The following is a 23,897-nucleotide window of genomic DNA, read 5'->3' as shown; positions in this document are numbered from 1 at the left end:
TCTCCGCCGATGAGGCCCGAACCGGCCGTGCGGTCAAGCCGTCCCGATCATCTCGCGGATGCGGGCGCCCAGCACCTCCACCACGAACGGCTTGGTGATGACCTGCATCCCGGCATCGAGCTGGCCGTTGCCCAAGACGGCATTCTCCGCGTAGCCGGTGACGAACAGGACCTTGAGCCCCGGTCGCGTCACCCGGCCGGCCTCGGCCATCTGGCGCCCGTTCATGCCGCCCGGCAGACCGATATCGGACACGAGCAGGTCGATGCGCACGTCGGATTGCAGCACCCTGAGGCCGGCCGCGCTGTCGGCGGCCTCGATCGCCGTGTAGCCGAGATCCTCCAGCACCTCGGTGACCAGCATGCGCACGGTCGGCTCGTCGTAGACCACCAGCACGGTCTCGCCCGGCGCGGCCCGCGGCGGCGCGCCGACGGCGGTATGCGCATCCTCCTCCGCGACCGCGCCGCGATGGCGGGGCAGGTAGAGGCAGACCGTGGTGCCCTTGCCGACCTCGGAATGGATCCGCACCTGGCCGCCCGATTGCTGGGCGAAGCCGTAGATCATCGACAGGCCGAGGCCGGTGCCCTGCCCCAGCGGTTTGGTGGTGAAGAAAGGCTCGAACACCTTGCCGACGATCTCGGGCGGCATGCCGATGCCGGTATCGGTGACGCAGAGCGAGAGGTACTGGCCCGGCGGCATGTCGTGACGCCGGGCGGCGCGCTCGTCGAGCCAGGCATTGGCGGTCTCGATCGTGATCCGGCCGCCCTCCGGCATGGCGTCACGGGCGTTGATGCACAGGTTGAGCAGGGCGTTCTCGAGCTGCGGCGGGTCGACCAGGGCCGGCCAGAGACCGGGCGCACCCATCACCTCGACGATCACGGCGGGGCCGACCGTCCGCCGGATCAACTCTTCCATGCCGGCCACGAGCCGGTTCACGTCGGTGGGCTTCGGATCGAGGGTCTGCCGCCGCGAGAAGGCGAGCAGGCGATGGGTCAGGGCCGCGGCCCGTTTCGAGGCCCCCTGCGCCGCGTTGATGTAGCGGTCCACATCCATGACGCGGCCCTGGCCGAGGCGGGTCTGGATCAGCTCCAGGGATCCGGAGATGCCGGCGAGCAGGTTGTTGAAGTCGTGGGCGATCCCGCCGGTGAGCTGGCCGACGGCCTCCATCTTCTGCGATTGCCGCAGGGCCTCCTCGGTGGCGGCCAGGGCGTCGGCGCGCTCGCGCTCCGCGGTGAAATCGCGGCCGACGGCGTTGATCACCCCCTCCCCCGGCCGGGCCGCCCAGCTGATCCAGCGGTATCCGCCGTCCCGGTGGCGGTAGCGGTTGTCGAAGCGCGCGAGGCTCGATCCCGTGGCGAGCTGCTGCGCGCCCTCGACGGTGCGGTCGAAATCGTCCGGATGGACGAAGGCGATGAGCTTGGCTCCGATCAGCTCGTCCGGCCGCCAGCCCAGCACCTCGGTCCAGGCCGGGTTCACCGCGGTGATCGTGCCGTCGAACAGGCAGCGCAGCATCATGTCGGACGAGAGCGTCCACAGGGCGTTGCGATCGGCGGTGCGTTCCTCGACCTGCTGGGCCAGGGTGGCGTTGAGGTCGCGCAGCTCCGCGAGGGCGGATTCCAGGCGGCCCTGGCTCTCCTTGAGGGCGGCGTCGGCACGCACGCGGGCCGTGGTCTCGTTGGTGAGGATGAACAACCCCGTGACCCGCCCCGCGGCGTCGAGGACCCGCGAGTACGAGAAGGTCCACCACGTCTCCCGGGAGCCCCGGTCGGTGTCGAGCTGCCAGGGCAGATCGATGAAGCGCTCCGGGCTGCCTGCCATGGCCGCGTCGATGATCGGCTTGGCCTGATCCCAGGCATCGGCCCAGACCACGTCGAACCGCTCGCCCATGGCCCAGGCCAGACGGGGCCCGAGCAGCGGGAAGTAGGTGTCGTTGAAGAAGAAGTGGAGATCGGGCCCCCAGGCCAGGATCATCGATTCCGGCGAGTTGAGAACGAGCGAAAGGGCCGCGCGGAATTCCGCCGGCCAGGTCCCCGGGGGGCCGAGGGGATGGCCGGTCCAGTCGCGTGCGCGGATCATCCGCGCGGCCTCGCCGCCGCCGGATAGGAAGGAGAGGGGATCGATCACAAGTTCTGAGCGATACAGGTCATGGACTTACCGCGTATGACCGTCTTCGACGCCATCTCCAAGCCAGGGGGGCCCTGTGGATGCCTGTAGTCGGAGACCAGCCCGAGGTCACAGCCCGACGTCACAGCCCCGTCATTCCGGGACTGCGAAGCAGGATCCAGACCTCGACCGCGTGCCGGCATGGCTGGCGGCGGCTCTGGGTTCCGGGCTCGCCCGGGGGTGCCCGGGAATGACTGGGATTGCCGGACGGCAGGGCCTGGATCGCGGCGATCCGTTGACCTGATCTCTCCGCGCAGGCCTCCAACACAGCCCTCTGGACCGGCGACAGTCCGTGCGGCCGAAATACGTTGACCCGGGCACGGGCAAGAGCGTGGGCCAGGGCAGACGGCACAACCGGCGGCCGGCATTTCAGTCGACAGCGACGCAGCCCACGCCGAAGCCGAACGGCTGTTCGCGTTCGTCAGCGACCTTCTGCAGACGAGCCTGCCCGTCCCGGCGGGCATCCTGCATGTTGGAGCGACAGCGATACCCGGGTGCCTGACCGAGGGCGATCTCGCCGTGCCCGGAACGCGGGATCGAGCTGAACTGACGAATTCTCGTCCTCCACGGAGGCGCACCGAACAGCGCATCTCGGTGTCCAATGGACCGCCGGAGGCGGCTCCCGCGACCGGTTTCACCCTTTCGTCGAAACCCTGCGGGCCAACCCGGTGCTGAACGGCGCGACGACGCCCTCAAGCGGGCGCACGCGACCAAGCCGATGGCGCTCTACCGGACGCGCGAGGACGACGCCATCGCCCCTGTCCTGAACCCGCGCCCACCGGATCGATGAGCGTCGTGCCGGCCCGCTCCGCTCCGGTCGCGAGGACGGCCAGGTTCAGCCGCCATCCGCGCTAATGCGCCTCCTGCCAGTTCCCCGCCGCGTTGGCCTCCACCACCAGCGGCACCCGCAGCGTCAGGGCCGGCGCCGGCGCTTCCTCCATCACGCCGCGGATGATCGGGATCGCCCGCTCCACCTCGTCCTCGGCAGCCTCGAAGACCAGCTCGTCGTGGACCTGCAGGAGCATGCGCACCCCGAGCTTCTCGTCGGCCAAAGCCCCTTCCATCCGGGTCATGGCCCGGCGGATGATGTCGGCGGCCGAGCCCTGGATCGGCGCGTTGATCGCCTGCCGCTCGACGCTGGCGCGCTCGGACGGGTTGTTGGAGCGGATCTGCGGATAGTGGCACACCCGGCCGAACAGGGTGGTGACGTAGCCCTTGTCCCGGCAGCTCTTCTTGGTCGCATCGATGTAGTCGCGGATCCCGGGGAACTGCTCGAAATACTGCTTGATGAACGCGGAAGCCTCCTCGCGGCCGATGCCGAGCCGGTCGGCGAGCCCGAAGGCCGAGATGCCGTAGATGATGCCGAAATTGATGGTCTTCGCCCGGCGCCGCAGGTCGGGCGTCATGTCCTTGAGCGGCACGCCGAACATCGCCGAGGCGGTGGCCGCGTGGATGTCGATCCCGTCCGCGAACGCCTTCCGGAGTTCCGGGATATCGGCCATGTGGGCCAGGAGACGCAGCTCGATCTGAGAATAATCCGCCGAGATCAGCCGGTTGCCGGGCGCAGCCACGAAGGCGCGGCGGATGCGCCGGCCCTCCTCGGTGCGGATCGGGATGTTCTGCAGGTTCGGCTCGGAGGAGGACAGCCGACCCGTAGTGGTCGCCGCCAGCGAGAACGAGGTGTGGACCCGCGCGGTCTCGCGATCCGCATGGGTCTGGAGCGAGTCAGTATAGGTGGATTTCAGCTTCGAGAGCTGGCGCCACTCCAGGATCTTTTTGGGCAGTTCGTGCCCGGCCTGGGCCAGTTCTTCGAGGAGCGTGGCCGGTGTGGCCCATTGGCCGGAGGGCGTCTTCTTGGCGCCCGGCAGGCCCATCTTCCCGAACAGGATGTCGCCGATCTGCTTCGGCGAGCCCACCGAGAATTTCTCGCCGGCATCCTCCTGGATTTCCTCCTCCAGGCGCACGAGGATCTGCGAGAAATCCCCCGAGAGGCGGCTCAGCATGTCCCGGTCGACCCGGATGCCGCGCTGCTCCATCCGGGCGATGACCGGCAGGAGCGGGCGCTCCAGGGTCTCGTAGACCGCGACCCGGTGCTCGGCGACGAGGCGCGGCTTCATCATCCGCCACAGGCGGAGCGTCACGTCCGCATCCTCGGCCGCGTAGGCGGTGGCCTTGTCGATCGCGACCCGGTCGAAGCTCACCTTGTTGCGGCCGGTGCCGGCCACGTCCGAGAAGGTGATCGGCTGGTGGCCGAGATGGCGCCGGGCCAGCTCGTCCATGCCGTGCCCGCCCTTCCCGGCATCGAGGACGTAGGAGATTAGCATCGTGTCGTCGAAGGGCGCCACCTCGACGCCGTAGCGGGCGAGCACGACCCAATCGTATTTGAGGTTCTGGCCGACCTTCAGGACGCCGGGATTCTCCAGAAGCGGCTTCAGTCGGGCGACGGCATCCTTCAGGGGGATCTGGCCCGGGACCGGCTCGACCACGTCGGAGGGCGCGGCCCCTTCGCCGAACAGGTCGGTGGCGTCGGCCTGCACCTTGGCGGCCTGCACGTGCGCCAGCGGGATGTAGCAGGCCCGTCCCGTGGACACCGCCAGCGATACGCCGACCAGGCCGGCCTTGTGGGCGTCGAGCGCGTCCGTCTCGGTGTCGACCGCGATCACACCGGCTTCCTCGGCCTCGGCGATCCAGGCGTCGAGCTGCTCCAGAGACGTGACGGTCTCGTAGGCGGCGGTGTCGAAGGGGGCCACGGCCTCCGCGGCCCGGGCCGCCACGACGTTGCCGGGCGTCGCCTCGACGGGGGCCCGGGGCTTGGCGGGCGCGTCCGGCAGGTCGAGATCCGCGAAGGGGTCCACCGCGCCGCCCTCGGGCGGTGCGGCGCCCGGCGGGCGCTCGGCCCCGGCCGCCGCGGTCTCGGGATCCGGCGGCACGGAATCGCCGAAGAATGGCACCGCGTCGCTGCCGCCGGCCCCGTTGCCGTAGCCGTGCGGCCGGGCGCCGGGCAGGAGCCGCGGATCGGGCTTCACCGCCTCGGGGTCGACGTGCAGCATCTGGGCGATGCGGCGCGTCAGGGTGTTGAACTCCATCGCCTTCAGGAAGCCGACGAGCTTCTCCGGGTCGGGCTTCGGCACGCCGAGTTCGTCGAGCGGCACCGGGACCGGCACATCCTCCATCAGCGCCACGAGTTTTCGAGACAGCTTAGCCTGATCGACGTTGGCGAGCAGGGTTTCCCGGCGCTTGGGTTGCTTGATCTCGCCCGCCCGCTCCAGCAGCGCCTCGAGGCTGCCGAACTCCTTGATCAGCGCCGCGGCGGTCTTCAAGCCGATGCCGGGGACGCCCGGTACGTTGTCGGAGGTGTCGCCGATCAGCGCCAGCGCGTCGCCGATCTGGTTGGGTTGAAGCCCCTCCCACTTGGCGATGATCGCCTCGACATCGAGGTTGCGCTCGGGCCGGTAGCCCGGCTTGCCCTTTGCACCGGATTCGAAATCGTAGAACCGCACCTGCGGTCCCACGAGCTGCATCAGATCCTTGTCGGAGGAGACGATGATGACGCCCGCGCCCCGTGCCTCGGCCTGGCGGGTATAGGTCGCGATGAGGTCGTCGGCCTCGTAGCGTTCCAGCTCCACCGCATGCAGGCCGAAGGCCCGCACCGCGTCGCGCATCAGGGGCATCTGCCGCTTGAGGTCGTCGGGCGCGTCCGGGCGGTGGCCCTTGTAGTCTGGGAACATCTCCTTGCGGAACGACCCTTCCGACTTGTCGAAGACGATGCCGAGATGCGTCGGCATCGTGCCGGCGGCGCCGTCCTGCAGGAACTGCGCGATCTTCGTGCAGAACAGCCGCACGGCGCCGGTGGGCAGCCCGTCGGAGGGGCGCGAATTGTACTTCTGGTCCTGATTGATCGACTGGAAATAGGCCCGGAAGATGAACGACGAGCCGTCGACCAGGATCACCTGATCGCCGGGGCCCACGGACTTAATTTCGGGCTTCGCGTCGGTCATGGGCTCAGGCGGCTCGGGGCGATCAGGAATCGGGCGCGCGGGCGAGTTCGGCGCGGCAGGCCGCGACGAGAACGGGCAACTCGTGGTGGACGGTGAGCCAGACGATGTCCAGCGTCACCCGGTGATAGCTGTGGCGATAGACGTTGCCCGCATCCGCGATCTGTCGCCACGGCACGTCCGCATACCGGTCCTTCGTCTCGGCGCTCAATCGGCGGCTCGCCTCCGAGACGATCTCCAGGCAACGCATGACTGCGAAGTGCGTGCGCTCGTCCGCCCCGAAAGTCTCGAGCGTGAACCCCGCCACAAAGCGAGCGGCACGCTCGGCGTTGGCGATGATGTCGGCGCAGGCGGTCCGCTCGCGCTCAGAAAGCGAAAACGGCATCGCGCTCTGCGTGCTTTCGGACCCGATCCTTGAGGGCCGCCCGGTCCGCCACGTCGACCCGGATCGGAAACAGATCATCGATGAAATGGCACAACCCGACATAGCCGAAGAGACCGCCGACGACGGGCGCATCGATGTCGATCAGCACGTCGAGGTCGCTATCGTCCCCGGCGTCCCCACGGGCGACCGAACCGAATAGCGCCGCATGCAGCACCCCGCGGCGGCGCAGTTCCGCTTCGTTCGTGCGGAGGATGTCGAGGGCGAGCTGCTTGTCCATGGCGGCGGGACCGGAGGGAATCGGCGGCCATCAGCATAGCAGAACCGCGGGGTTGGAGGATCAGGCCGCGAGCTCTTGCCCCAGGGCCTCCACCCGGCGCAGGTCGTCCACGAACGCCGCGTAGGCCTCTTCCTTCGCCTCGTCGGGTAGGCGCAGCAGGTAGGAGGGGTGGACCGTGATGAAGCCCTGGAAGCGGTTGTCGAACCGGTCGAACCGGAACGGGCCCCGCGCCCGGGTGATCGGGACGGCCTTGCCGGTCAGCGCCAGCACCGCGGTCGCGCCGAGGGCGACCACGAGCTTCGGAGCCACGAAGTCCAATTCCCGGTCCAGCCACCAGCGGTAATGGCTGACCTCGCCCGCCGTCGGCTTCTGGTGGATGCGGCGCTTGCCGCGTTCCTCGAACTTGAAGTGCTTGACCGCATTCGTGAGATAGCTCGCCCCACGGTCGATCCCGGCCTCCGCCATGGCGCGGGAGAGCAGTTGCCCCGCCGGTCCGACGAAGGGTCGGCCCTGCCGATCCTCCTGATCGCCGGGCTGCTCGCCCACGAAGGCGATCGTGGCGCCCACCGGCCCCTCGCCGAGCACGGCCTGGGTGGCGCCCGCGACCAGCGGCTCGGTCCGTCGGATGATCGCGTTCAGCTCCTCCAGGGTCTTCGGGTCCTGGTCGGCCATGGCGGCGACGGCGCGGGCCGGGTCGCGGCGTGTGGGCATGGTCGGCTCCCTCTCGATCATCGCTTCGGTGCGCCCGGCCGCCGCGCGGACGAGGGCGGGGATGGCGGCCGTCTCGGGCATGTTGTGCCAGTACTTCTTCGGCATCTCGGCCCGCATGGCCTTCAGGTTGGTGCGGGCCGGGTTGAACGTGCTCTCGTAGTAGGTCTGCCAGCCGGCCTCGAACCCATCGCCCTCCGGCAGCTGCGCGCGGTCGCCCGGCGGTCCGAAGGTCAAGGCCTCCGTATCCCAATGCGCCGATCCGTCCGGCGTGAGGATCGACCAGCGCATCCCGCGGAAGCGATTGACGAAGAACGGCGCCGCAGCCTCGAGAATGTGGTGATCCGGCTCGAACCACGCGATGTAGCGCTCCCCATCCGGCCCCTCAGCCCGGCGGAAGCGCAGGAAGGCGTGCATCTTGTGGAGGTCGCGCCCGATCGCCTTGGCCAGACGGTGCAGGCGGTGGACCAGCGGATCGCTGCCGACATCCATCAAATGCCGCTCGCCGTGGCAGACGCGCCAGATCAGCGCGTAGAGCAGCCCATAGCGTTCCGGATCGCGGTGCGGGATCACCTGCGGGATCAGAGCGGCGACGGGCTTCGGCAGGGCTAGCGGCGGGCTGAGGGCATGCGCCGCGCCGGTGCCGAACAGGCCGGGGGAGGCCGCCTCCGACCATGTCACCCCCTCGGGTGGGACACCCTCCGCGACGAGGCTCCGGACGGCGGTGCGGAAGCCGTCGAGATCGGCGCCCGGGCGCAGGAGCATGGCGCGCGGCGCGCCGGCATTCCCGTGTCCGCTCGCAGGGGAACGGAGCATCGCGTCTGCGACCTTTCTCAAAACAGGCTCAGTTGCGCCGCCGGCTCGACCAGTCGCGCCCGCAGGTCGAGCCGGTCGGTGAGCCCCACCGGACGATGATCGGCGGCGACGAGGAACGGCCGGGCCCGCTTCAAGCCCGAGGTCAGGCGGGCAACGTCGTCGAGGCGCAGGGTCGCGTGCCGGCGCGCCTTCACGATCTTGTCCACGGCCCGGGCGCCGAGCCCCGGCACCCGCAGAAGCCATTCCCGATCGGCCTTGTTCACGTCCACGGGGAACTTGTCCCGGTGCTTCAGCGCCCAGGCGAGCTTCGGGTCGATGTCGAGGGCGAGCATCCCGCCCTCCGAGGCGTCGGCCACTTCGTCGGGGGTGAATGCGTAATACCGCAGCAGCCAGTCGGCCTGGTACAGCCGGTGCTCGCGCTGGAGCGGCGGCGGCTTCGGCGGCAGGATCGCGGACCCGTCCGGGATCGGGCTGAACGCCGAGTAATAGACCCGCTTCAGGCCGACGCTGCCGTAGAGCAGCGCGCTCTTGCGGATCAGCGCCTCGTCGGTGGTGGCGTCCGCCCCGACGATCACCTGCGTCGAGTGGCCGGCCGGCGAGAAGCGGCGCTTCTCGGCCTTGGCCTGCACGATGCGCTCGCCGATCTGGGCCATCGCCCCCTGGATCGCGGCGCCGTCCTTCTCAGGGGCGAGGCGTTCCAGGCTCGCCTCGGTGGGCAGCTCGACGTTGATCGAGAGCCGGTCGGCGTAGAGACCGGCCTCCTCGATCAGCCAGGGGCTCGCCTCCGGGATCGACTTCAGGTGAATGTAGCCGGCAAAGCCGTGATCGCGCCGCAGCGACTTCGCCACGCGGGTCAGAAGCTCCATGGTGTGGTCCGGCGACTTGATGATGCCCGACGAGAGGAACAGGCCCTCGATGTAGTTGCGCCGGTAGAAGTTCAGGGTGAGGTTCACAACCTCCTCGACGGTGAACTTGGCCCGCCGCACGTTCGAGGAGCGCCGGTTCACGCAGTAGGCGCAATCGAACAGGCACCAGTTGGTCAGCAGGATCTTCAGCAGCGAGACGCAGCGCCCGTCCGGCGTATAGGCGTGGCAGATCCCCGCCCCGGTGGTCGACCCGAGCCCGTCCTTGCCCGCCGCGCGCTTCGGCGCGGCCGAGGAGGCGCAGGAGGCGTCGTACTTGGCGGCATCCGCGAGGATGCGCAGCTTCTTGGCCAGGGTCTCGTCCATCGAACAGACAATGAACAACCCGGCCAAAGGTGCAAGGCCGCTCCGCCTTTCACCCCGGGCCGCGATGCCGCACCCGTCACACCATGTCGTCCGGCTCCAGATCGACCACCCGGCGGGCGAGGTCGTAGGCGAAGCCGGCCCGGGCCAGGGCGGCGAGGTCCCGGTCGCGGTGCGCCGCCCGCTGATCCGGGCGGCGATACGGCCCGAGGCGCCGCCGCTTGGCGTAGGCCCGCGCGGCCTGGTCCTCGATCGCCTCCGCCTCACCGTCCGGCAGGGCGTCGCGCTCCGCCAGCATGGCGGCCTCGACGACATCGCGCGGAACACCCTTGGCGGCGAGCTTGGCCGAGACGCCGCGGCTCGACGTGCCGCGGCGGCGCAGGGTGGCGAGGCGGGTGTCGGCGAAGCGCGCGTCGTCCACGAGGCCGGCCGACACCGCCCGCGCGACGGTCGCCGTAACGAGGTCGGTGAAGAGCGCGGGATCCTCGCCCCGGGCGCGGGCCCGCTTCTGGACGCGGCGCGCAAGGGTCCGGCGCAGCATCTCGGTCGAGGCGCTGTAGCGCTCCAGATAATGGAGCGCCGCCCGCTCCAGCCACGCCGGGCTCACAGGGCCGGGCGGCTTGATCTCGCGGTCGCGACCTTCTGGCGCGGATCCTGCAACGAATGGAGATTTCACCGGTTCTTCACGATCTCGACAGGTTTGCGTTCCATGACTCGGGCATGGAACGCGCGCAACGCGACAGGCTCGGCCATGGCCCGAACCACCGTTCTTCGTCAGGCGATCCGCAAGGTCGACGGAACCTTCGGCTGCCACGTGCGGCAGCTATCCTGATGCGGCGTGAATGGCTCCTGGTCCTCGTTGCCCTGGGGCTCGCCGCGGCCGCGGCCGCAATCGTCTATCTGTCGCGCCCGAATACCCTGACGGTGGCGGTCGGCCCGCAGGACGGCCCCGAGGCCGCGCTGATCGAAGCCTATGCCAGCGCCCTCGACCGGGCACGCGAGGATGTCCGGCTCAAGGTCGTGCGCTACGGCGACGTGCGCGACAGCGCCCTCGCGCTTCAGCGGAACAAGGCCGACCTCGCCGTGGTCCGGCCGGACGTGTTCCTGCCCGAGAACGGGCTGACCCTCGCGATCCTGCACGACGAGGCCCTGGTCATCGCGGCGCCGGAGGCGGCCGATATCGACGACATCCCCGCGCTCGCGCGCAAGCGGCTCGGCATCGTGGTCCGGCACAGCGCCGACCTGTCCTTCCTGACGAACCTGCTCTCCTTCTACGACCTCGTGCCGGACAATGCGGGCGCGGACGCGCCGGAGGCCAGCCCTGCCGCCGAGGCGGAGCCCGGTCATGTCACCGTGGTGCCGCTCAAGATCGGCGAGGTGACCGCAGCCCTCGCCGACAAACGCGTCGATGCGGTAGCGGTGATCGCGAGCCCCGCCTCCAAGCCCGCGGCTTCCGTGGTCCGCGCCGTCGAGCTGGGCTCGCCGGAGCGGAAGGTCGGCTTCGTCTCGATCCCGGACGGCGACGCGATCCTGCAGCGCTTCCCCGAATTGCAAGCGGTCACGATTCCGGCCGGCACCTTCGGCGGCCGGCCGAAGCGCCCCGACGAGGAGATCAAGACCGTCGGCGCGTCCTACCGCCTGATGGCGCGGGGCACGGTCAGCCGGGTCGCGGTTGCCTCGGCGACGCAGCACCTGTTCGAGTGGCGCTCGCGTCTGGCCTCGGCGGCGCCGGTGGCCAAGCTGATGAAGGCGCCGGACTTCGACACCACCGTGGCGGCGACCTCGGCGCGCCTGCCGAACCACCCCGGCGCCGTCGACTATTTCGAGCGCGAGCAGCAGACCTTCCTCGATCGCTACGAGGATTACATCTACCTGTTCGCCTTTTTCGGCGGCACGATCGGGTCCGGCATCGCCTGGATCGGCCAGCGCCTCGCCCGCAAGCGCCGGGAGCGCGTGGACTTCGTCCTCGACCGGCTCCTCGACATCATGCGCGAGGTGCGGGCGGCGACCAGCGCCGCCGAACTCGATGCGATCGCGATCGAGACCGACGGGCTGGTGGCGGACGTCGTCTGTTACGCCCGTGAACGCAGCATCGATGCGCGGACGGTCAGCGCGCTGATCCTGGCGGTGGACGGCGTCCATGCGGCGATCGCGGACGCGCGGCGGCAGGCGAGCGAGGCGGAGCCCCGGGCGGCGACCCGCACCCGCACGGCGCGGCTGCTCGCCCTCGACCTGCCGGCTGCGGAATAGCGGCGGGGCCGCGTGGCTGGCGGTGTCGGGATATCATGCTAACGGGAGCCATGTTCGATCCCGTCGCAGCCCTCAACACGGTTCTGGAGAACCTCGACCGCGAGGCCCGTGAGCCCACGAAGCTCCGGGCCGCGCTCGTGCCGCAACTGCGCCGGGTCATCGAAGAGGGCCACCGCGCCGCCGAGGCGCAGCTCCTCGAGGACCGCAACGGGCTGCGCTGCGCGCAGACCTTGTCGAACCTCACCGATGCGGTGGTCCGGGCGATTCACGATGCCGTGGTCTGGCGCCTCTATCCCAACGACAATCCGTCGACCGGTGAGCAGCTCGCGGTGGTCGCCACCGGCGGCTACGGCCGGGGCACGATGGCGCCGGGCTCGGACATCGATCTGCTGTTCCTGCTTCCCTACAAGCAGACGGCGTGGTCGGAGAGCGTCGTCGAGGGGATGCTCTACGTCCTGTGGGACCTGAAGCTGAAGGTCGGCCACGCCACCCGGTCGGTGGAGGAATGCCTGCGCGAGGCGCGGGCCGACATGACGATCCGCACCGCCCTCCTGGAAGCGCGATACCTGTTCGGCACCCGGATCCTCTACGAGGAGCTCGTGACCCGCTTCGACGCCGAGCTGGTGGTCGGATCCGCCGCCGAGTTCGTGGAGGCGAAGCTGCGCGAGCGCGACATGCGCGTCTCCAAGGCCGGCACCTCCCGATACCTCGTCGAGCCCAACGTCAAGGACGGCAAGGGCGGCCTGCGCGACCTGAACACCCTGTTCTGGATCGCCAAATACACCTACCGGGTCCGCGACCAGCTGGAACTCGTGAGCGCCGGGCTGTTCACCCCGGAGGAATACGCGCTGTTCGAGCGCTGCGACGAGTTTCTGTGGCGGGTGCGCTGCCACATGCACTTCGTGACGAAGCGCGCGGAGGAGCGCCTGTCCTTCGGCCTGCAGCCGCGGATCGCCGAGCGCTTCGGCTACGAGCCCCGGGGCGGCCTCTCCGGCGTCGAGCGCTTCATGAAGGCCTATTTCCGCATCGCCAAGGACGTGGGCGACCTCACCGCCATCGTCTGCGCGGAGCTGGAGGCGCGCCATGCCAAGCGCACCCCGGTGCTCGACCGCTGGATCGGCCGGTTCCGCGACCGGTTCCGGGCAACCGCCATGGAGGCAGAGGATTTCTGGATCGACCACGGCCGGGTGAACCTGCGGGCGGAGGACGCCTTCGAGCGCGACCCCGTGAACCTGATCCGGCTGTTCTGGCTCGCCGACCGGCACAACCTCGCGATCCATCCGGACGCCAAGCGGCTGGCCAACCGGTCCCTGCGCCTCGTGAACCCGTCGCTGCGCGTGGACCCCGAGGCGAATCGCCTGTTCGTCGAGATCCTCACCTCGCGGAACGCCCCGGAGGAGGCGCTGCGCGAGATGAACGAGGCGGGCGTGCTCGGCCGCTTCATCCCGGATTTCGGCCGCATCGTCGCGATGATGCAGTTCAACATGTACCACCACTTCACCGTGGACGAGCATCTGCTGCGCACGGTCGGCGTCCTGGCCGACATCGAATCGGGCCGGGTCCAGGAGACCTATCCGCTGGTCTCGCGCCTCGTGCATACGATCCACAATCGCATGGCGCTCTACGTGGCGATCCTGCTGCACGACATCGCCAAGGGCCGGCCTGAGGACCACTCGATCGCCGGCGCCGCCATCGCCGAGAAGCTCTGCCCGCGCTTCGGCCTGAACCAGGCCGAGACCGAGACCGTGCGCTGGCTCGTGGAACACCATCTGCTGATGTCCATGACGGCGCAGAGCCGCGACCTCTCGGACGCCAAGACGATCGAGCGGTTCGCCGCGAGCGTGCAGAGCCTGGAGCGGCTGAAACTCCTGACCATCCTGACGGTGGCCGACATCACCGCCGTCGGGCCGGGGGTCTGGACCGCCTGGAAGGGCACTTTGATCCGCACGCTGTACGACGAGACCGAAGTCTACCTGTCAGGCGGCCATTCCGAGATCGCCCGCACCGACCGGGTGCGCCTCGTGCAGATGGGCCTGCGCGAGCAGCTGCCGGGCTGGGCCTCGGAGGAGTTCGATGCCTACGCGGCGCGGCACAGCCAGGCCTACTGGCTGAAGGTCGACGGCACGCGCCAGCTGAAGAACGCGATCTTCCTGCGCGACGTGGTGCGCGACGGACGGACCAGCGCCACGGACGTGGCCCTCGATCCGGTTCGGGGCGTGACCGAGATCACCATCTACTCGCCGGATCATCCCCGCCTGCTCGCCATCGTCACCGGCGCCTGCGCGGCGGCGGGGAGCAACATCGTCGACGCGCAGATCTTCACCACCACGGACGGGTTTGCCCTCGACACGATCTTCATCTCCCGCGCCTTCGAGCGCGACGAGGACGAGCTGCGCCGGACCAAGCGCATCACGGCGGCGATCGAGCGCGCGCTGAAGGGCGAGATCCGCATCGCCGACCTCGTCGCCGACAAGCACCCGACGGCGAGCACCCGCGCCAAGACCTTCCCGGTGCCGCCGGACGTGATCATCGACAACGCGCTGTCGAGCCGGGAGACCGTCGTGGAGATCACCGGCCTCGACCGGCCGGGCCTGCTCTACGAGCTCACCACCGCCTTCAGCCGGCTGTCGCTCAACATCACGTCGGCGCATGTGGCGACCTTTGGCGAACGCGCCGTGGACGTCTTCTACGTCACCGACCTCACCGGCACCCGGGTGACGCAGCCCGACCGGCAGGCCGCAATCCGCAGCGCCGTGATGGACGTGTTCGCGCACGACGTCGCCACGCTGAAGGCCGAGGGTCTGGAGGCGCTGGTGGCGGCCCCGCCGCCGCGCGAGGCGTGAGCGGACGGGTTGATTTCGCGACCCCTTGGCCAGATATCAGCGCCGATTCCACGATCCCTCACCGATTCCCGCCCACGACTGAAACGTGATGACGAGCAACGACATGCCTCAGGATGACCAGCGCCAGACCACGGTCGAAGCCGGTGCCGGCGCGGCCCAGGATTCCGCGCCCGCGGGTCAGGGCGGCGAGTCGGCCTCCGTCGATCCCGTCGCGGAGGCCCTGGCTCTGCTGACCGCCGAGCGCGACGAGCTCAAGGACCGGACGCTGCGCACCCTCGCCGAGATGGAGAACCTGCGCCGCCGGACGGAGCGCGAGGTCGCCGACGCGCGCGCCTACGCGGTGACCAACTTCGCCCGGGACGTTCTCAACGTCGCCGACAACATCCGCCGCGCCCTCGACAGCGTGCCGGACGATGCGAAGTCCACGGCCGACGGCGCCCTGAAGGGTCTGATCGACGGGATCGAACTCACCGAGCGCGACCTCGCCAAGACCCTTGAGCGCCACGGCGTGAAGATCGTCGAGCCCCAGGGCCAGAAGTTCGACCCGAACCGCCATCAGGCCATGTTCGAGGTGCCGAACGCGGAGGTTCCGGCCGGTACCGTCGTGCAGGTCGTGCAGGCGGGCTACGTCATCGGTGATCGCGTCCTGCGCCCGGCCCTGGTGGGCGTCGCCAAGGGCGGCCCGAAGGCGGCGGCCAGCCCGGCGGACGCCGCCTGACCGACACTGCCGCTCGTCCCCGCGGCGCGGCCTATTGGCAGGGCAGCGCCGCGGAGAAATCCGAGATGAATCGCGCCGCCTCCCGGGTGTGAGCGGGCGCGCGCGGATCCCGGGCGACCACACCGGCCTCGACCGTGAGGCGCCGATTGCACGCGCAGCTCGTTAGCGTGCCCGACATCGGATCGGCCGAGCAGATATCGTGACGGGCGCAGGCCTGGTCCAGCGCGTCGATCGGCCGGAATCCGGGACCCCGGTTACCCGGCCCGCAGAAGTTTCCGTAGATCAGGATGGCACCGCGCCCGGTGGGTCCGGGCGGGATGATCTCCTGGGCCCGCACCGTTACGGCGCAGGCCGCGAGCCCGAAGGCGAGCAAAGCTGTCGTGAGGGTGGTCGGTTTGGGGATGCTCACGGCCGATCCTGTCGGAGAAGACCCTCGATCCCGCACGGCAACGCCCGCGCGACATTCGGAATCGCCGCCCTGCACCGGCCATGACCTCGTTCGCGCGGCCGACGGATTCGCGAAGCCGAACGTCGCGTATGGCGTCCCAGCCCACGGGAAGCGTCAAGATCTCCGACAGCGAATATTTGTTAGAATCTATAATTCACGCCGGCCCTGACCAAGGCGAAACCAGATTCCTGTTTGCCGGCACCATAATATGCCGGAACGCTGGCGTTGTAGTACGTAGCAGCGGACGATCCGCGACCGAGATGGAGGTAGAGGGCCTCCACCTTGGCGGAAAGCTTCTCGGTGAAGGCGTATTCGATGCCGCCGCCGGCCGCATAGCCGGTCCGATCGGTCGCCGGCAGGGTGTAGGGATAGGATCCCGCATAGGTCGAGCGCGTGCCGCCGCCATACGCGAAGCCGCCGGTCCCGTAGATGAGGACGCGGTCCATGGCGTAGCCGAGCCGGCCGCGGACCGTCCCGAAATAGTCGAGGCTCGGCCGAACGCTGTAGTACGGCGTGGTGCCGAGATAGGCTGCATCCGCCTTGGCGAAGGCGGTGCCCTGGAGATCGGTCTCGAAGCCGACCACGAAGCCGGAGCCGGGCGTGAACTGATAATTGTAGCCGATCTGGCCGCCACCGGCGAAGCCGCCGCCCCGGCCGCCGCCCGTGACCGCGCCGTAGGTCGGATCGGTGAAGCCGCTGCTTCCGGTGCGGAAGGCGTATCCCGCATTCACGCCGGCGTAGAAGCCGGTCCAGGTGAAGACCGGCAGCGACGGCGGCAGCGGTGGGGGCGGCGCACGGCGCGGCAGATCGGCCGCCTGAGCGGCGAACGCGAAGCAGCAGGCCGCGGCTCCCGTAAGGGCTGCGTGGATCTTGAGCGTCATGGACATCTCGTCGTGGAAGGCGGCGGAGCCGCAGGATCACAGGGTCAGGAGGAGCAGGCCGACGACGGTCACCGCCAGAATCAGGCAGAGTGCGAGATCGAGGATGGCTGCTCCGCCGCAGGTCGGCGCCGGATGCGCGGTGCGAAGGCTGGACAGGGTGGTCATGACCGGTCCTCCCGGTATCCGGGCGTCTGCATCGCGGTCCTCATGGTCCGGAGGGCACGTTTGGGCACGCCGAGAGCGGCAGGTGCCGCCGCCCCGCCTGAGGGGATGACGGGAGCGGCGGCCTGCGGCGCCTTCGGTGCGGCGGCGCGGTGGACCGTTTCCGCGACAGCCACACCGAGGACGGGCAGCGTGAGCGCGGCGGCGACGCAGACGATGCGCCGGAGCCGCGGAAGGGGGTCGTTCTGCCGCGGGCGGAACCCGGAGGCCGGAGGCAGAGTGAGGGGCGGTAGCGTCTCCAGGACCAGTCGGCGTGTCGGAACGGTCATGGTCCTGTGCTCCTCGCTTTACGTGGGAAATTTGACCACGCCGTCGATGTACGTGTGCAAAAATCCCACGTCAATTCGAAATCAGCGGATCGAGGTGCGCCGCCGCACGCAGTGGGATTGTATCCCACGGCACAAACCGCCACCATGCGATCATGTCTGAAACTGCCGATACTCCGCGGGACGGCGCGAGCCTGCACGCGCCGCTGGCGCGGCTGCTGCGCCCCCTCGTGCGCCTGCTGGTGGCCCGTGGAATCACCTTCCCTGCGCTGACCGACCTGTTGCGCGAGCTCTACGTGAACGTCGCCGAGTACGATTTCGCCCTCACCGGCAAGGAGCAGACCGACAGCCGCGTCTCGCTGCTCACCGGCATCCACCGCAAGGAGGTGCGGCGCCTGCGCGGGGCCGGCGCCCCGGTGAGCGCCGTGCCGGCGGTCGTCTCGCGCACCAGCCGGATCATCGCCCGTTGGATCGCCGATCCGGCCTTCACCGACCCGCAGGGTCATCCCCTGCCGCTGCCGCGGACCGCCGACGGCAACGCCCCCTCCTTCGAGACCCTGGTCTCGGGCGTGACCCGCGATCTGCGGCCACGGGCAGTCCTGGACGAGTGGCTCGACCGGGGCCTCGCCTTCACGGATCCACAGGACCGGATCGTTCTCGCCGAGGCGGCCTACGTGCCGCGGGGCGACGGCGCCGAGGGGCCGCAGCTCTACTATTTCGGCCGCAACCTGCACGACCACATCGCGGCCGCCGTCGCCAACATCGTCGGCGACGCACCGCGCTTCCTGGAGCGGGCGGTCCATTACGACGGCCTGTCCAAGGACCTCGCAATCAAACTCGAGGCGCGCGCCCGCGAGATCGCCATGGAGGCGCTGCAGCAGGCCAACCGGGAAGCGCACGCCGCCTGCCAGACCGATCCCGGCGGCACGCATCGGTGGAATTTCGGTCTCTACGTCTACACGGAAGCGGCGCCCTCAGCGCAACCCAAGGACGAGCGGTGAGAGGCCGGCCGGTGCGCGTCTTGCCCAACCGCCGGTTCGTCCTGCGCCTGCTCGCGGGCGCCGCGACCTTTCTGCCGGCCCCCGTCCGGCCGCAGGAGGCGCCGCGCGACCAGGGCATCGGCGGCACCGGCATGATGCGGACCGACGAGCCCCGCAACGGGCCCCTCGGCGAGGGCGACCGCGGGATCGGCGGCACCGGCGTGATCGGCACGATCCGCCGCTTCGGCTCGATCATCGTCAACGACCTGCGCATCGCCTATCCGCCGGACGTCGAGGTGCGCATCGACGGCACGGCGGCGAAGACGGCCGACCTCAAGATCGGGCAGGTAGTCCACGTGGTGGCCCGGCCGGAGGGCGCCGGGCTCGCCACGGGGCGGATCGACGTGACCAGCGAGGTGGTCGGGCCGGTGGAATCGGTCGCGCCGGGGCGGTTGGTGGTCCTCGGCCAGCGGGTCTCGACGGCGGGTCTCACCGGCGCCTGGAAGCCGGGGGCGCGGGTCGCGGTGAGCGGGCTGCGGCGGCCCGACGGCGTGATCGTGGCGAGCCTGATCGAGGCGCGGGATTCCGGGCCCGACCGCGTCGCCGGGCCGGTGCAGCGGATCGCGGGCGGCCTCGGGATCGGCGGCCTGCGCATCGCGGGGGCCGACACCCTCCCGACGGGCCGTCGCGCCCTGGTGACGGGCACGGCGGCGAACGGCGTCCTCACCGTGACCAACGCCGCGCAGGTCGGCCTGCCATTCCCGCCGGGGCTGAAGCAGGTCTCGATCGAGGCCTATATTGGCCGGTCCGGCAGCGGCTTCGATGTCGGCGCGGGCTATGCCGTTGCGGGGCGCCCGGGCGCGCGCGTTCCGCGCGCCGGGAGCGTGAAGGCTGTGCTGACCGCAGCCATCGCGCGGGACGGCGACCTGACGGTGGAGCGGCTGCGGATCGAGAACCGCATCGCGCCCGAGCCGCAACAGCCGGATGCCCCGCGGTTCGAGCGGGAACGCGACCGGCTCGACCTGCGCAATCTCCCCGATGAGCTGCCCGGTCGGTTCGGAGCCGAGCCCGGCGGCCGGCAGGGCGGCATCGGCGGCCCTGGCGGCATCGGCGAGCCGCGCGGCCCCGCGATCGACACCCGGCCGGGGGGCACGGTCGTCCCCGGGGCGGAGGGTCCCGGCGGATTCGGGGCGCCCCGCGGCGGATTCGGCGGCGCACCGCCGGCCGCTCCGGGGGCGTTCCCCGGCGGCCCCGGGGGATTCGGCGGTCCTCCCGGGGGTCCAGGTCCGGGCCCCGGTGGAGGCGGCTTTGGCGGCGGGTTCGGCGGTCCGGGGGGCGGCCGGCGCTAGGCCGACCATCGTCTTCGCGCGCGATGCCGGGCTTCAGCCCTCCGCCTCCCGGTCGAGCAGCGCGCGCTTGCGCGCGACGCCCCAGCGATAGCCCGACAGGGCGCCGTCCGAGCGCACGACCCGGTGGCAGGGGATGGCGACCGCCACCGGATTCGCCCCGCAGGCCTGCGCGACCGCGCGCATCGCCGTCGGCAGGCCGATCGCCCGGGCGATCTCCGCGTAGGTCGCCGTGGATCCGACCGGGATCTTCCGCAGCGCTGCCCAGACCCGCTGCTGGAAGGCCGTGCCGCGGATGTCGAGCGGCAGGTCGAGGCCGCTGCCCGGCGCCTCCACGAGACCGATGACCTGCGCCATCCAGCTCTCGAAGGCCGGGTCGCCGCCCTCGATCTCCGCGGCGGGAAAGCGGCTCTGAAGATCGTGCAGGAGCGGCTCGGGCGCGTCGCCGAGGAGGATGGCGCAGACGCCCGCCTCCGTGGCGGCGACGAGGATCGCGCCGAGCGTGCAGGCGCCGATGCCGAACCGGATGCGCAGACCGGCGCCCCCCGTCCGATAGGCCGCCGGCGCCATGCCGAGGCGTGGCGCGCCCCCCGCATAGAAGCGGCTCGCCGCACCGTAGCCGGCCTCGTACAGCGTCTCCGTGACCGAGGCGGCGCCGGGCAGCCGCCGGGCCACCACGGCGGCGCGGTGGGCGGCGGCATAGGCCTTGGGCGTCACGCCGGTGGCAGCCTTGAACACCCGGTGGAAGTGGTAGGCGCTCAGGCCGGCGGTGCGGGCGAGTTCGGCGAGCGACGGCATCGTCTCGGCCGACTCGATCAGGCGGCAGGCGCGGACGACCGCCTCGGCCCGGCGCGCGGCGAGGCCGGGCTCGTCGGGGCGGCAGCGCCGGCACGGGCGGAAACCGGCAGCCTCGGCCTCCGCGCAGGTTCGATGGAAGCTGACATTCTCGGGCCGCGCTGCCCGCGCGGCACAGCTCGGGCGGCAATACACACCCGTGGTGCGGACCGCGTACACGAAGGTGCCGTCGGCCCGCGCGTCGCGGGCGGCGAGGGCCGCCCAGCGCTCGGCGTCGCTGAGGTCTGACCTTGGACCGTTGTTCATGGCGGCGGCACTATGCGGCTTGGCGTGGGCGTTGGGGAGGGGCATGAGGGGGCCTGCCGGGCGGTGGAGGACGCGCGCAGCACTCTGTCCGTCCGCCGCCGTGCCGGCATCCCGCTCCTTGCTGCCGAATCCGCTGTCCCGGGCGGCCGTTCGAGCGGGGAGCCATTTCACGAGTGCGCCATGGCTTCGAGCACGCCCGACCACATCCATGTCGGCCAGGATGGATGGCTGTTCCTGAAGACCGGGCGCAACGACGTGCTGGGCCAGTACGAGCGGCCGGAGGAGACCACGGAGCTGATCTGGCAGTGGCGCAGCCTCGTGACGATGCGGGAGCGGCGCCTGCGCGCCCAGGGAATCCTGTACCGCCACGTCGTCGCCCCGGAGAAGCTGATGATCTACGATCACCGGCTCGACGGGCTGACCATCCGGCCGAGCGCCTCGCCGGCCTATCGGCTCCTGCACAACGAGCCCCCGCCGGGTCGCTTCCGCGGGCCCTTCGGCCTCTATGCGGCCTGGCGCCGACGGACGCGCTGGCGCCAGACCTGCATCGATCTGGTGACGCCGATGCGGGTGCAGCGCGATACGGCCGATCTCTACTGCCGGACCGACACCCACTGGTCCGCCGACGGCTGCTATCTCGCCTACGCGGAGATCTGCCGGGCTTTGGGCGCCGAGCCCCGGCCGGATCTGCGGGAGCGGCCGTCCTTCGAGACCGACCACGACGGCGATTTGGGCAGCGCCTTCGACCCGTCCCGGCGGGCGCGCTCACGCACCGTCCTGATGCAGCAGGACGCGGTCCGGACCTATGGCAGCCCGATCGTCGAAGCCCGGGAGAAGGCCGGCCTGCTCCACACGCTGCATGTCGGCGCGCACGTGATCTACGGGAACGCCAAGGCCACCGATCCGCGCCGGCTGGCGCTGTTCGGCGATTCTTTCTCGCACGTCATGCCGTACATGCTGACGATCATGCTGGCCGAGACGTTCCGCGAGGTGCACTTCATCTGGAGCACCTCCCTGGACTGGCCGTATATCGAGCGCGTCCGGCCCGACATCGTGCTGACCGAGGTGGCCGAGCGCTTCATGGTCCAGCTGCCCGACGACACCTTCTCGGTGGAGCGCTACGCGCAGGACCGCTTCGGGGCGGAACTGGCAGCCGCAGGCGCGTGAGCGGCGCCCGCGGCTTGGCCGTGCTCAGGCCTGCAGCTTGGCCACCAGCGCGTCCGACAGGGCGAAGTTGACGTAGACGTGCTGGACGTCGTCCTGATCCTCGATCACCTCGACGAGGCGGATGAGCTTCTCGCCGGTCTCGTCATCGACGTCGATCGTGTTCTGCGCCTTCCAGATCAGCCCGGTGCGGCTCGGCTCGCCGAAGCGCGCCTCAAGGGCCTTGGTGACCTCGCCGTAGGAATCCTGGGCGCAGACGACCTCGTGGCCGTCCTCGCCGGAGCTGACGTCGTCGGCGCCGGCCTCGATGGCGGCCTCCAGCATCGTGTCGGCATCGGCCACGGAAGCCGGGTAGGCGATCACGCCGACGCGGTCGAACATGAAGGCGACGGCGCCGGTCTCGGCGAGGCTGCCGCCGGACTTGGTGAAGGCCGAGCGGACGTCCGAGGCGGTGCGGTTGCGGTTGTCGGTCTGCGCCTCGACAATCAGGGCGGCGCCGCCGGGCCCGTAGCCCTCGTAGCGGATATCCTCGTAGTTCTCGCCGTCAGCACCGGCGGCCTTCTTGATGGCGCGCTCGATATTGTCCTTGGGCATGTTCTCGGCGCGGGCCGCCAGGATCGCGGCGCGCAGGCGTGGGTTCATCGCCGGGTCGGGCGTGCCGAGCTTGGCCGCCACGGTGATCTCGCGGGCGAGCTTGCCGAACACCTTCGAGCGGACTGCGTCCACCCGGCCCTTCCGGTGCATGATGTTCTTGAACTGCGAATGGCCTGCCATGACGGTTCAGACTTTTGTTCGTTGGCGAGGGCGGGCGTCCGGGACCCCGCCGTCGCGGCTGTGAGGTCGCGCCGTATATAGGCCGCCGCCTTCGGACGAAGCAACGCGGCCGCCGCCGCTCGGCACCGCGCAGGGGGACACGGGCGCGCAGGCTTCGCAATCCCGTGATCGCGGAAAGAATACCCGCCTCGGGCGTTGGCGCTGCACTTCTCCCTGAGCTGGAAGCCCGATGTCGAGCCGGAACGGACGCAGCACGGTCATGGTCACGGGCGCGAGCGCCGGTGTCGGCCGCGCCGTGGCGCATGAATTCGCCCGGCACGGCTGGAATGTCGGTCTGATCGCCCGGGGCGAGGCCGGGCTGAGGGGCACGATCCGCGATGTCGAGCGGGCGGGCGGCCGGGCGCTGGCCTTCGCGGCCGACGTCGCCGACGCGGAGGCCGTCGCCCAGGCCGCCGACGCGCTGGCCGAGGCGTTCGGCTGCATCGACGTCTGGGTCAACAACGCCATGGTGACGGTCTACGCGCCCGTGCAGGAGACGGACCCGGAGGAGTTCCGACGCGCCACCGAAGTCACCTATCTCGGGCAGGTGCACGGGACCCTGGCGGCGCTCCGCCACATGGTGCCGCGCGACCGGGGCACGATCGTGCATATCGGCTCGGCGCTCGCCTATCGGTCGATTCCGCTGCAGGCGAGCTACTGTGCCGCCAAGGCCGCCGTGCGCGGATTCGTGGATTCCCTGCGCAGCGAATTGCTCCACGACGGCAGTCGGGTGCGGCTGACGATGGTCCAGCTCCCGGCGGTCAACACGCCCCAGTTCGACTGGGCGCGGTCGCGGATGCCGCGCAAGCTCGAACCGGTGCCGCCGATCTACCAGCCGGAGGCGATCGCCCGGCACGTGTTCCGAGCGGCGCACGACGCGCCGCGGGAATTGTGGATCGGGGCTTCGGCCTGGAAGGCGATCATCGGAAACATGCTGATCCCGGGCTGGATCGACGGCTACCTCGCCCGGCACGGCTATCGCGGGGAGATGACCAGCGTGCAGGCGCAGACGAACCGCCCCGACAACCTCTACGACCCGGTAGACACCGATCCCGGCGCCCATGGCCGCTTCGACGCCCGGGCGACCGGCCACGTCGCCGCGGCAGACCCGCGCTGGCTCAAGTTCGGGATCGCGGCGGCGCTCGGCATCGTGGCCGGGACGATGCTGTTCGCCACCGAGGCGCATGGGCGGGCGGAAGCGCGCGCCGACCGCCGGCTGGGCAGACGCTAGGATACCGGTTTAGGCAGGCCCATCGCGCAGCCTCGGGGCTGCGCAAACCTTGCGGAACGCGCTGTGT

At 70.4% G+C, this 23,897-nt stretch carries 19 protein-coding genes; 7 read left to right on the top strand and 12 right to left on the bottom strand.

Annotated elements, in window-relative coordinates:
• Nucleotides 1–33 precede the first annotated feature (33 nt).
• From A3862_RS14035 to A3862_RS14005, 7 genes are all read right to left on the bottom strand, one after another.
• Entirely contained in the window at nt 34–2,121 is a 2,088-nt protein-coding gene (locus A3862_RS14035) for a hybrid sensor histidine kinase/response regulator (RefSeq protein WP_111473664.1), read from the bottom strand.
• An 890-nt stretch (nt 2,122–3,011) separates the two neighbouring features.
• Nucleotides 3,012–6,158: a DNA polymerase I gene (polA, locus tag A3862_RS14030; RefSeq protein WP_111473663.1), complete on the bottom strand. Its 3,147-nt coding sequence runs from the start codon at nt 6,156–6,158 to the stop codon at nt 3,012–3,014.
• Between the two features lie 22 nt (nt 6,159–6,180).
• A complete protein-coding gene (locus A3862_RS14025) occupies nt 6,181–6,540 on the bottom strand; it encodes a HepT-like ribonuclease domain-containing protein (RefSeq protein WP_043381062.1) in 360 nt (119 codons plus the stop codon).
• Nucleotides 6,521–6,817, bottom strand: a complete 297-nt coding sequence (locus tag A3862_RS14020) for a nucleotidyltransferase family protein (protein WP_043356924.1) — start codon at nt 6,815–6,817, stop codon at nt 6,521–6,523. The genes A3862_RS14025 and A3862_RS14020 overlap by 20 nt, the downstream gene beginning before the upstream one ends.
• Nucleotides 6,818–6,877: 60 nt before the next feature.
• Entirely contained in the window at nt 6,878–8,341 is a 1,464-nt protein-coding gene (locus tag A3862_RS14015) for a UdgX family uracil-DNA binding protein (RefSeq protein WP_111473662.1), read from the bottom strand.
• A 17-nt stretch (nt 8,342–8,358) separates the two neighbouring features.
• Nucleotides 8,359–9,570, bottom strand: a complete 1,212-nt coding sequence (locus A3862_RS14010; RefSeq protein WP_111474343.1) for a putative DNA modification/repair radical SAM protein — start codon at nt 9,568–9,570, stop codon at nt 8,359–8,361.
• A gap of 76 nt (nt 9,571–9,646) precedes the next feature.
• Nucleotides 9,647–10,174 (bottom strand): regulatory protein RecX, encoded by a 528-nt coding sequence (locus A3862_RS14005; RefSeq protein ID WP_078947252.1) that lies wholly within the window; start codon nt 10,172–10,174, stop codon nt 9,647–9,649.
• Between the two features lie 224 nt (nt 10,175–10,398).
• Here A3862_RS14005 and A3862_RS14000 point away from each other — a divergent pair, with 224 nt between their 5' ends.
• The 3 genes from A3862_RS14000 (at nt 10,399) to grpE (ending at nt 15,378) form a co-directional block, all read left to right on the top strand.
• On the top strand, nt 10,399–11,817 hold the full coding sequence (locus A3862_RS14000; RefSeq protein WP_043349228.1) for a TAXI family TRAP transporter solute-binding subunit: 1,419 nt from the start codon (nt 10,399–10,401) through the stop codon (nt 11,815–11,817).
• A gap of 50 nt (nt 11,818–11,867) precedes the next feature.
• Complete coding sequence (locus A3862_RS13995; RefSeq protein ID WP_043349231.1) at nt 11,868–14,660, top strand: [protein-PII] uridylyltransferase; 2,793 nt, start codon at nt 11,868–11,870, stop codon at nt 14,658–14,660.
• A gap of 103 nt (nt 14,661–14,763) precedes the next feature.
• Complete coding sequence (grpE, locus tag A3862_RS13990) at nt 14,764–15,378, top strand: nucleotide exchange factor GrpE (RefSeq protein ID WP_043381244.1); 615 nt, start codon at nt 14,764–14,766, stop codon at nt 15,376–15,378.
• Between the two features lie 31 nt (nt 15,379–15,409).
• Here grpE and A3862_RS13985 read toward each other — a convergent pair whose 3' ends face one another.
• From A3862_RS13985 to A3862_RS32360, 3 genes are all read right to left on the bottom strand, one after another.
• Nucleotides 15,410–15,787, bottom strand: coding sequence for a hypothetical protein (locus tag A3862_RS13985; RefSeq protein ID WP_075380748.1), 378 nt, complete (start codon nt 15,785–15,787; stop codon nt 15,410–15,412).
• Nucleotides 15,788–15,966: 179 nt separating this feature from the next.
• A complete protein-coding gene (locus tag A3862_RS13980; protein ID WP_075380749.1) occupies nt 15,967–16,707 on the bottom strand; it encodes an outer membrane protein in 741 nt (246 codons plus the stop codon).
• A 36-nt stretch (nt 16,708–16,743) separates the two neighbouring features.
• A complete protein-coding gene (locus tag A3862_RS32360; RefSeq protein WP_257787384.1) occupies nt 16,744–16,872 on the bottom strand; it encodes a hypothetical protein in 129 nt (42 codons plus the stop codon).
• A gap of 478 nt (nt 16,873–17,350) precedes the next feature.
• On the opposite strand from A3862_RS32360, the gene A3862_RS13970 reads away from it, so the two are divergent.
• Together A3862_RS13970 and A3862_RS13965 are read left to right on the top strand one after the other, a co-directional pair.
• Complete coding sequence (locus tag A3862_RS13970) at nt 17,351–18,196, top strand: DUF6502 family protein (RefSeq protein WP_043349250.1); 846 nt, start codon at nt 17,351–17,353, stop codon at nt 18,194–18,196.
• An 11-nt stretch (nt 18,197–18,207) separates the two neighbouring features.
• Nucleotides 18,208–19,524, top strand: a complete 1,317-nt coding sequence (locus tag A3862_RS13965; RefSeq protein WP_111473661.1) for a DUF5666 domain-containing protein — start codon at nt 18,208–18,210, stop codon at nt 19,522–19,524.
• Nucleotides 19,525–19,557: 33 nt separating this feature from the next.
• On the opposite strand, the gene ada is transcribed toward A3862_RS13965, so the two are convergent.
• A complete protein-coding gene (gene ada / locus A3862_RS13960) occupies nt 19,558–20,622 on the bottom strand; it encodes a bifunctional DNA-binding transcriptional regulator/O6-methylguanine-DNA methyltransferase Ada (protein ID WP_111473660.1) in 1,065 nt (354 codons plus the stop codon).
• 180 nt (nt 20,623–20,802) lie between these two features.
• On the opposite strand from ada, the gene A3862_RS13955 reads away from it, so the two are divergent.
• Nucleotides 20,803–21,789, top strand: a complete 987-nt coding sequence (locus tag A3862_RS13955) for an alginate O-acetyltransferase AlgX-related protein (protein ID WP_111473659.1) — start codon at nt 20,803–20,805, stop codon at nt 21,787–21,789.
• A 24-nt stretch (nt 21,790–21,813) separates the two neighbouring features.
• On the opposite strand, the gene A3862_RS13950 is transcribed toward A3862_RS13955, so the two are convergent.
• Nucleotides 21,814–22,560: a YebC/PmpR family DNA-binding transcriptional regulator gene (locus A3862_RS13950; protein ID WP_043349263.1), complete on the bottom strand. Its 747-nt coding sequence runs from the start codon at nt 22,558–22,560 to the stop codon at nt 21,814–21,816.
• A 229-nt stretch (nt 22,561–22,789) separates the two neighbouring features.
• On the opposite strand from A3862_RS13950, the gene A3862_RS13945 reads away from it, so the two are divergent.
• Complete coding sequence (locus tag A3862_RS13945) at nt 22,790–23,830, top strand: SDR family oxidoreductase (protein WP_111473658.1); 1,041 nt, start codon at nt 22,790–22,792, stop codon at nt 23,828–23,830.
• Nucleotides 23,831–23,897: the final 67 nt, after the last annotated feature.

The organism is Methylobacterium sp. XJLW, assembly GCF_003254375.1.
Classification (GTDB): Bacteria; Pseudomonadota; Alphaproteobacteria; order Rhizobiales; family Beijerinckiaceae; genus Methylobacterium; species Methylobacterium fujisawaense.
Note: the sequence above shows the minus strand (reverse complement) of the source record. Positions and strands in the feature narration are given on the sequence as shown.

Coding starts and splice junctions, on each gene's coding strand:
- A3862_RS13995 (WP_043349231.1), top strand. CDS start 11,868: ATGTTCGATCCCGTCGCAGCCCTCAACACGGTTCTGGAGAACCTCGAC.
- A3862_RS13945 (WP_111473658.1), top strand. CDS start 22,790: ATGTCGAGCCGGAACGGACGCAGCACGGTCATGGTCACGGGCGCGAGC.
- polA (WP_111473663.1), bottom strand. CDS start 6,158: ATGACCGACGCGAAGCCCGAAATTAAGTCCGTGGGCCCCGGCGATCAG.
- A3862_RS13950 (WP_043349263.1), bottom strand. CDS start 22,560: ATGGCAGGCCATTCGCAGTTCAAGAACATCATGCACCGGAAGGGCCGG.
- A3862_RS13980 (WP_075380749.1), bottom strand. CDS start 16,707: ATGACGCTCAAGATCCACGCAGCCCTTACGGGAGCCGCGGCCTGCTGC.
- A3862_RS14010 (WP_111474343.1), bottom strand. CDS start 9,570: ATGGACGAGACCCTGGCCAAGAAGCTGCGCATCCTCGCGGATGCCGCC.
- A3862_RS13970 (WP_043349250.1), top strand. CDS start 17,351: ATGTCTGAAACTGCCGATACTCCGCGGGACGGCGCGAGCCTGCACGCG.
- A3862_RS14025 (WP_043381062.1), bottom strand. CDS start 6,540: ATGCCGTTTTCGCTTTCTGAGCGCGAGCGGACCGCCTGCGCCGACATC.
- ada (WP_111473660.1), bottom strand. CDS start 20,622: ATGAACAACGGTCCAAGGTCAGACCTCAGCGACGCCGAGCGCTGGGCG.
- A3862_RS14000 (WP_043349228.1), top strand. CDS start 10,399: ATGCGGCGTGAATGGCTCCTGGTCCTCGTTGCCCTGGGGCTCGCCGCG.
- A3862_RS13955 (WP_111473659.1), top strand. CDS start 20,803: ATGGCTTCGAGCACGCCCGACCACATCCATGTCGGCCAGGATGGATGG.
- A3862_RS32360 (WP_257787384.1), bottom strand. CDS start 16,872: ATGACCACCCTGTCCAGCCTTCGCACCGCGCATCCGGCGCCGACCTGC.
- A3862_RS14015 (WP_111473662.1), bottom strand. CDS start 8,341: ATGCTCCGTTCCCCTGCGAGCGGACACGGGAATGCCGGCGCGCCGCGC.
- grpE (WP_043381244.1), top strand. CDS start 14,764: ATGCCTCAGGATGACCAGCGCCAGACCACGGTCGAAGCCGGTGCCGGC.
- A3862_RS14020 (WP_043356924.1), bottom strand. CDS start 6,817: ATGGACAAGCAGCTCGCCCTCGACATCCTCCGCACGAACGAAGCGGAA.